The organism is Salinisphaera orenii subsp. halophila YIM 95161, assembly GCF_003732545.1.
GTDB classification, from domain to species: Bacteria; Pseudomonadota; Gammaproteobacteria; order Nevskiales; family Salinisphaeraceae; genus Salinisphaera; species Salinisphaera orenii_A.
Genome location: NZ_AYKF01000138.1, coordinates 1 through 7,482, shown reverse-complemented (window position 1 = coordinate 7,482; position 7,482 = coordinate 1). Strand labels below are relative to the sequence as shown.

Below are 7,482 nucleotides of genomic sequence, written 5' to 3'. Positions count from 1 at the left end.
GGCGGCCGGCCCGGGCGCCCGGGCCGGCCCGCGGCGGCGTGCCGCCGTGTATTCCGGCGTACCCCTTCTGATCCGGAGTAGGACATGAAAGATCTGCTGAATCTGTTCAAGAGCGCTGACGACGTCGAGGAGTTCGACGCCATCAAGATCAGCCTGGCTTCGCCCGACACGATCCGCTCGTGGTCGTTCGGCGAGGTCAAGAAGCCCGAGACCATCAACTATCGGACGTTCAAGCCCGAGCGGGACGGCCTGTTCTGTGCGCGCGTCTTCGGCCCGGTCAAGGACTACGAGTGCCTGTGCGGCAAGTACAAGCGCATGAAGCACCGGGGCGTGATCTGCGAGAAATGCGGCGTGGAGGTCACCCAGACCAAGGTGCGCCGCGAGCGCATGGGTCATATCGACCTGGCCTCGCCGGTCGCCCACATCTGGTTCCTCAAGAGCCTGCCGTCGCGCATCGGTCTGCTGCTGGACATGCCGCTGCGTGCGATCGAGCGCGTGCTCTACTTCGAGGCCTATGTGGTTACGGATCCGGGCATGACGCCGCTCGAGCCGTTCTCGCTGCTCTCCGAGGAGGAGTATCTCGACACGGTCGAGCAGTACGGTGACGAGTTCGACGCCAAGATGGGCGCCGAAGCCGTGCTCGACATCCTGCGCAACATGGACATGGGCGCGGAAGCCGCGCGCATGCGCGAGGAACTCAACGCCACTGGCTCGGCGACCAAGATCAAGCGCCTGGGCAAGCGCCTGAAGCTGCTGGAATCGTTCCAGCAGTCGGGCAACAAGGCGGAGTGGATGATCCTGCGCGTGCTGCCGGTGCTGCCGCCGGATCTGCGCCCGCTGGTGCCGCTCGACGGCGGCCGTTTCGCGACCTCGGATCTCAACGATCTGTATCGCCGCGTGATCAACCGCAACAACCGTCTGCGTCGCCTGCTGGAGCTCAACGCGCCGGACATCATCGTGCGCAACGAAAAGCGCATGCTGCAGGAGTCGGTGGACGCCCTGATCGACAACGGCCGTCGCGGCCGGGCGATCACCGGTTCCAACCGCCGGCCGCTCAAGTCGCTGGCCGACATGATCAAGGGCAAGCAAGGTCGGTTCCGTCAGAACCTGCTCGGCAAGCGTGTCGACTACTCCGGCCGTTCGGTCATCGTGGTCGGCCCGACGCTCAAGCTGCACCAGTGCGGTCTGCCCAAGAAGATGGCGCTGGAACTGTTCAAGCCGTTCATCTACAGCCGGCTGCAGTGGCTGGAGCTCGCCTCCACGATCAAGGCGGCCAAGAAGATGGTCGAGCGCGAGGAGCCGGAAGTCTGGGACATGCTCGAGGAGGTCATCCGCGAGCACCCGGTCATGCTCAACCGTGCGCCGACCCTGCATCGCCTGGGCATCCAGGCCTTCGAGCCGGTGCTCATCGAGGGCAAGGCGATTCAGCTGCATCCGCTGGTCTGCACCGCCTTCAACGCCGACTTCGACGGCGACCAGATGGCCGTGCACGTGCCGCTGTCCATCGAGGCGCAGATGGAGGCCCGCGTGTTGATGATGGCCTCCAACAATATCCTCTCGCCCGCCTCCGGTGAACCGATCATCGTGCCGACCCAGGACGTCGTCCTCGGTCTGTACTGGATGACCCGCTCGCGTGTGAACGCGCTCGGCGAGGGCATGACGTTCTCCGACGTCTCCGAGGTCTATCGCGCCTACGACGCCGAGCAGGTCCACCTGCAGGCGCATATCAGGGTGCGCATCGACGACACCGACATGGACGAGGACGGCAACACGACCGACGTGACCCGGATCGTCGACACCACGGTCGGGCGGGCGCTGCTGTTCGAGATCCTGCCGAAGGGTCTGCCCTTCCAGCTGATCAACCACGAGCTGGACAAGAAGGCCGTCGCCGGCGTCATCAACGCCAGCTATCGCAATGTCGGTCTCAAGGAGACCGTGGTCTTCGCCGACCAGCTGATGTACACCGGTTTCCGGATGTCGACCAAGGCCGGCATCTCGATCGCGGTGGGCGACATGGTCATCCCGCAGGAGAAGCAGACGGTGCTGGCCCGCGCCGAGGACGAGGTCAAGGAGATCGAGGAGCAGTACACCTCGGGTCTCGTGACCCAGGGCGAGCGCTACAACAAGGTCATCGACATCTGGTCGCGTGCCAACGAGCAGATCGCCTCCGCGATGATGGACAAGCTGGGGCTGGACGAGGTCACCGACGCCGAGGGCAACACCATCGACCAGACGTCGTTCAACTCCATCTTCATGATGGCCGACTCCGGCGCCCGCGGTAGCGCGGCCCAGATCCGCCAGCTGGCGGGCATGCGCGGCCTCATGGCCAAGCCGGACGGCTCGATCATCGAGACGCCCATCACCGCGAACTTCCGTGAGGGGCTGAACGTACTCCAGTACTTCATCTCCACCCACGGCGCGCGCAAGGGCCTGGCCGACACCGCGCTCAAGACCGCGAACTCGGGCTATCTCACCCGCCGCCTGGTGGATGTCTCCCAGGACGTGGTGGTCACCGAGAACGACTGCGGTACCGATCAGGGCCTCAAGATGTACCCGATCGTCGAGGGTGGCGATGTGGTCGAGCCCCTGCGCGAGCGGGTGCTCGGGCGCGTGCTGGCCGCCGATGTCGTCGATCCGGCGACCAACCACACGCTGCTCGATTCTGGCAAGCTGCTTAACGAGAAGGACGTCGATCTCATCGAGACGAGCTCGATCGACGAGGTCTTCGTGCGCAGTCCGATCACCTGCGAGACCGGCTTCGGCGTCTGCGCCGCCTGTTACGGGCGCGATCTCGCCCGCGGCGAGCGGGTCTCCATCGGCGAGTCGGTCGGTGTGATCGCGGCCCAGTCCATCGGCGAGCCGGGCACGCAGCTGACCATGCGCACGTTCCACGTGGGCGGCGCGGCCTCGCGTGCGGTCTCCGCCGACGGCGTGGAGGTCAAGACCGCCGGCACCGTGAAGCTGCACAACGTCAAGACCGTCGAGCATGCGGAGGGCGGCCACCTGGTGGCGGTCTCGCGTTCCGGCGAGATCGGCGTCATCGACGAGAACTTCCGCGAGAAGGAGCGTTACAAGATCCCCTACGGCGCGCGTCTGCACGTCAACGAGGGCGATCGGATCGAATCCGGTGCCCGCCTGGCGGACTGGGATCCGCACACCCATCCGATCGTCTCGGAGGTCGCCGGCAAGGTGAAGTTCGAGGAGTTCATCGAGGGTGTCACGGTCCAGCGCGAGATCGACGAGATCACCGGCGTGTCCACTCTGGTGGTCACCGAGCCGAAGTCGCGCGGTCAGGGCAACAAGGATCTGCGGCCCATCATCAAGCTGGTCGACGAGTCCGGCAACGAACTCAACTTCCCGGGCACCGAGATCCCCGCGGCCTACAGTCTGCCGCCCAAGGCCATCGTGGTCGTCGAGGACGGCCAGAGCGTGGTGGTGGGCGACGTCTGTGCCCGCATCCCGCAGGAGTCCTCCAAGACGCGCGACATCACCGGCGGTCTGCCACGGGTCGCGGACCTGTTCGAGGCCCGCAAGCCCAAGGTGCCGGCGATCCTGGCCGAGGCCCAGGGCACGGTCCGCTTCGGTGAGGCGACCAAAGGCAAGCAGCGGCTCAAGATCGTCGACTCGGACGGCTACGAGACCGAGCTGCTCGTGCCCAAGTGGCGTCAGATCAACGTCTTCGAGGGCGAGCACGTCGAGAAGGGCGAGATCCTCTCCGACGGCGAGCCGATGCCGCACGATATCCTGCGGCTGCAGGGCATCCCGAAGCTGGCCGAATATCTGGTCAAGGAGATCCAGGACGTCTATCGCCTGCAGGGTGTGCGCATCAACGACAAGCACATCGAGGTCATCATCCGCCAGATGCTGCGTCGGGTGGAAGTCACCGATGCCGGCGATACACCGTTCCTCCAGGGCGAGCAGGCCGAGTACCAGACGGTGCTCGAGCACAATCGCCGGGCCGAGGCCAAGGAAGAGGTGCCGGCGACGTTCGAGCGGCTGCTCCTGGGCATCACCAAGGCCAGTCTGTCCACCGAGTCGTTCATCTCCGCGGCCTCCTTCCAGGAGACCACCCGGGTGCTCACCGAGGCCGCCGTACGCGGCGGTCGCGACGATCTCCGCGGGCTCAAGGAGAACGTCATCGTCGGCCGTCTCATTCCGGCCGGTACCGGGCTGGCGTACCACGAGCAGCGTCGGCGCGACCGTCTCGGCCCGCTGGACCTCAAGGGCGCGCTGCCGCCCACCGAGGCGCCCGCGGAAGCCGACATCGACGCCTCCGAGGCCGAATCCAGCAACGAGGATTCGATCTGACGTGGGGCGGCGCGCGGCACGGCTTGACATGGCCGTGCGCCGCCCGTACTATCCGCCGTCCTTTAGCGGCAGTCCGGTGTACGCCGGGCTGCCTCACTATTTTCATCGATCGAGCAGGGTGACGACGTGTCCACGGTCAACCAACTGGTCCGCAAGGGCCGCAAAGACAAGCGCCAGAAGAACGACGTTCCCGCGCTGCAGGGTTGCCCGCAGCGTCGTGGCGTCTGCACGCGCGTTTACACCACCACGCCCAAGAAGCCGAACTCGGCGCTGCGCAAGGTGGCGCGCGTGCGGCTGACCAACGGCTACGAGGTGGCGAGCTACATCGGCGGCGAGGGTCACAACCTGCAGGAGCACTCGGTTGTGCTCATTCGCGGCGGCCGAGTCAAGGACCTTCCCGGTGTGCGTTACCATACCGTCCGCGGCGCGCTCGATGCCTCCGGCGTCGAGGCCCGTCGCCAGGGCCGGTCGAAGTACGGCGCCAAGAAGCCGAAGTCCTGATTGCGCCCGCCTGGCTCAACGAATAGGAAAATCTAGAATATGTCCCGTCGTGCATCCGCGCCGCGCCGCGAAATCCTGCCTGATCCGCGCTACCACAGCGAACTGCTGGCCAAGTTCATGAACATGATCATGGACGACGGCAAGAAGTCGAAGGCGGAGATGATCGTCTACGGCGCGCTTTCGCAGATCTCCACCAAGAAGGGCACCGACGAGCCGCTCGACGTGCTCGAGGAAGCGCTCGACAACGTCCGGCCCGCGGTCGAGGTGAAATCGCGGCGCGTCGGCGGCGCCACCTATCAGGTGCCGATCGAGGTGCGCGCGGTGCGTCGTACCACGCTGGCGATGCGCTGGGTGATCGACGCGGCGCGCAAGCGCGGCGAGAACTCCATGGCCCGCAGGCTGGCCGGCGAGCTGATTGATGCGTCGGAGCATCGCGGCGCCGCGGTGAAAAAGCGTGAGGACACCCATCGGATGGCCGATGCCAACAAGGCGTTCTCGCACTTCCGCTGGTAAGCGCCCCCATTTCTCAGGTTCAAGAGACTCTCATGCCCCGCAACCATCCACTCGAGCGTTATCGCAACATCGGCATCATGGCTCACATCGATGCCGGCAAGACGACGACGACCGAACGTGTTCTGTACTACACCGGCATCTCCCACAAGATGGGCGAGGTGCATGACGGCGCGGCCGTGATGGACTGGATGTCGCAGGAGCAGGAGCGCGGCATCACGATCACCTCGGCTGCCACCACCTGCTTCTGGCAGGGCATGGAGCAGCAGTACGATCAGCAGTACCGCGTCAACATCATCGACACGCCCGGCCACGTCGACTTCACCATCGAAGTGGAGCGCAGCCTGCGAGTGCTCGACGGCGCCGTCTGCGTGCTGGACGCCAACGCCGGCGTCGAGCCGCAGACCGAGACGGTCTGGCGCCAGGCGGACAAGTATCACGTTCCGCGCATCACGTTCGTCAACAAGATGGACAAGCTGGGTGCGGACTACTGGCGCTGCATCGAGATGATGAAGAAGCGCCTGGCGACCTACCCGGTCACCATCCAGCTGCCGATCGGCGCCGAGGACGAGTTCGAGGGCATCGTCGATCTCATGCGGATGCAGGCGATCTACTGGAACCAGGAAGACGCCGGCCGCACCTTCGAGGCGCGCGACATCCCCGAGCATCTCCAGGCCGATGCCCAGAAGTATCGCGACGAGATGATCGAGGCGGCCGCCGAGGCCGACGAAGAGATCATGGAGAAGTATCTCGACGCCGGCGAGCTGAGCAACGACGAGATCAAGTCCGGCCTGCGCAAGCGCGTGATCAACAACGAGATCACGCTCTGCATGTGCGGCACCGCGTTCAAGAACAAGGGTGTCCAGGCCATGCTGGACGCCGTGATCGACTATCTGCCGTCGCCGACGGAAGTGCCGCCGATCAAGGGCCAAGACGCCAACGATCCCGAGGTCGCCATCGAGCGCTACGCCTCCGACGATCAGCCGTTTGCCGCGCTCGTGTTCAAGATCGCCACCGACCCGTTCGTCGGCTCGCTGTCGTTCATCCGGGTCTACTCCGGTGTACTGAAGTCGGGCGACACGATCTACAACCCGATCGAGAACAAGAAGGAGCGCGTCGGCCGTCTGCTGCAGATGCACTCCAACTCGCGCGAAGAGATCAAGGAAGTCCGGGCCGGCGACATCGCCGCCGTGGTCGGGCTCAAGAGTGTGGTCACGGGCTATACGCTCTGCGCCAACGACTCGCGGGTCATTCTCGAGCGCATGGAATTCCCGGATCCGGTCATCGCGGTCGCGGTCGAGCCGAAATCGCGCGCGGATCAGGAGAAGATGGGCGTTGCTTTGTCGAAGCTGGCGCAGGAGGATCCGTCCTTCCAGGTGCGCACCGACGAGGAGACCGCCCAGACCATCATCTCCGGCATGGGCGAGCTGCATCTCGAGATCATCGTGGACCGCCTCAAGCGTGAGTTCGGCGTGGAGGCCAATGTCGGCGCGCCGCAGGTCGCCTACCGCGAGACCATCCGCAAGCAGGTCGAGCAGGAAGGCAAGTTCGTCCGCCAGTCGGGCGGCCGCGGCCAGTACGGTCACGTGTTCCTGCGCATCGAGCCGCAGGAGGAAGCCGGGGCCGGCTACGAGTTCGTCAACGCCATCGTCGGTGGCGTGGTGCCGAAGGAATACGTCGGCGCGGTCGACAAGGGCATCCGCGAGGCCATGGCCAACGGTGTGGTCGCCGGCTACCCGATGGTCGACATCAAGGTCACGCTGTACGACGGTTCCTATCACGACGTCGACTCGAACGAATCGGCGTTCAAGATCGCCGGCTCCATGGCGTTCAAGGACGGGTCGCGCAAGGCCTCGCCCGCGCTGCTCGAGCCGATGATGGACGTCGAGGTCGTTACGCCCGAGGAATACATGGGCGATGTCATGGGCGACCTGAACCGTCGTCGCGGCACCGTGCGGGGCATGGACGATATCCCGACCGGCAAGCAGCTGTCGGCGTCCGTGCCGCTGTCCGAGATGTTCGGTTACGCGACCGATCTGCGCTCGATGAGCCAGGGCCGCGCGACCTACACGATGCAGTTCGACAACTACGCACAAGCGCCCTCGCATGTGGTCGAGGCGCTTACTCGCAATCAACCGGAAAAGGCATAAGAGGAACGCGCCG

General features: G+C 65.2%; 4 protein-coding genes. All 4 read left to right on the top strand.

The annotated features are described in order from the left end of the window. Positions 1-84: 84 nt before the first annotated feature. The 4 genes from rpoC to fusA all read left to right on the top strand — a co-directional run bounded on the left by rpoC (position 85) and on the right by fusA (position 7,469). The gene (rpoC, locus tag SAHL_RS16540) at positions 85-4,308 is read left to right on the top strand and encodes a DNA-directed RNA polymerase subunit beta' (RefSeq protein WP_123592519.1); all 4,224 of its coding nucleotides are present in this window, start codon (positions 85-87) and stop codon (positions 4,306-4,308) included. 126 nt (positions 4,309-4,434) lie between these two features. Next, the gene (gene rpsL / locus SAHL_RS16535; protein WP_120097584.1) at positions 4,435-4,809 is read left to right on the top strand and encodes a 30S ribosomal protein S12; all 375 of its coding nucleotides are present in this window, start codon (positions 4,435-4,437) and stop codon (positions 4,807-4,809) included. 39 nt (positions 4,810-4,848) lie between these two features. After that, the gene (rpsG, locus tag SAHL_RS16530) at positions 4,849-5,322 is read left to right on the top strand and encodes a 30S ribosomal protein S7 (protein WP_123592518.1); all 474 of its coding nucleotides are present in this window, start codon (positions 4,849-4,851) and stop codon (positions 5,320-5,322) included. Between the two features lie 32 nt (positions 5,323-5,354). Beyond that, positions 5,355-7,469, top strand: a complete 2,115-nt coding sequence (gene fusA / locus SAHL_RS16525; protein WP_123592517.1) for an elongation factor G — start codon at positions 5,355-5,357, stop codon at positions 7,467-7,469. Positions 7,470-7,482: the final 13 nt, after the last annotated feature.

What these genes read in the sequence shown, in the direction of transcription:
- rpoC (WP_123592519.1), top strand. Translation starts at nt 85, where the DNA reads ATGAAAGATCTGCTGAATCTGTTCAAGAGCGCTGACGACGTCGAGGAG.
- rpsG (WP_123592518.1), top strand. Translation starts at nt 4,849, where the DNA reads ATGTCCCGTCGTGCATCCGCGCCGCGCCGCGAAATCCTGCCTGATCCG.
- fusA (WP_123592517.1), top strand. Translation starts at nt 5,355, where the DNA reads ATGCCCCGCAACCATCCACTCGAGCGTTATCGCAACATCGGCATCATG.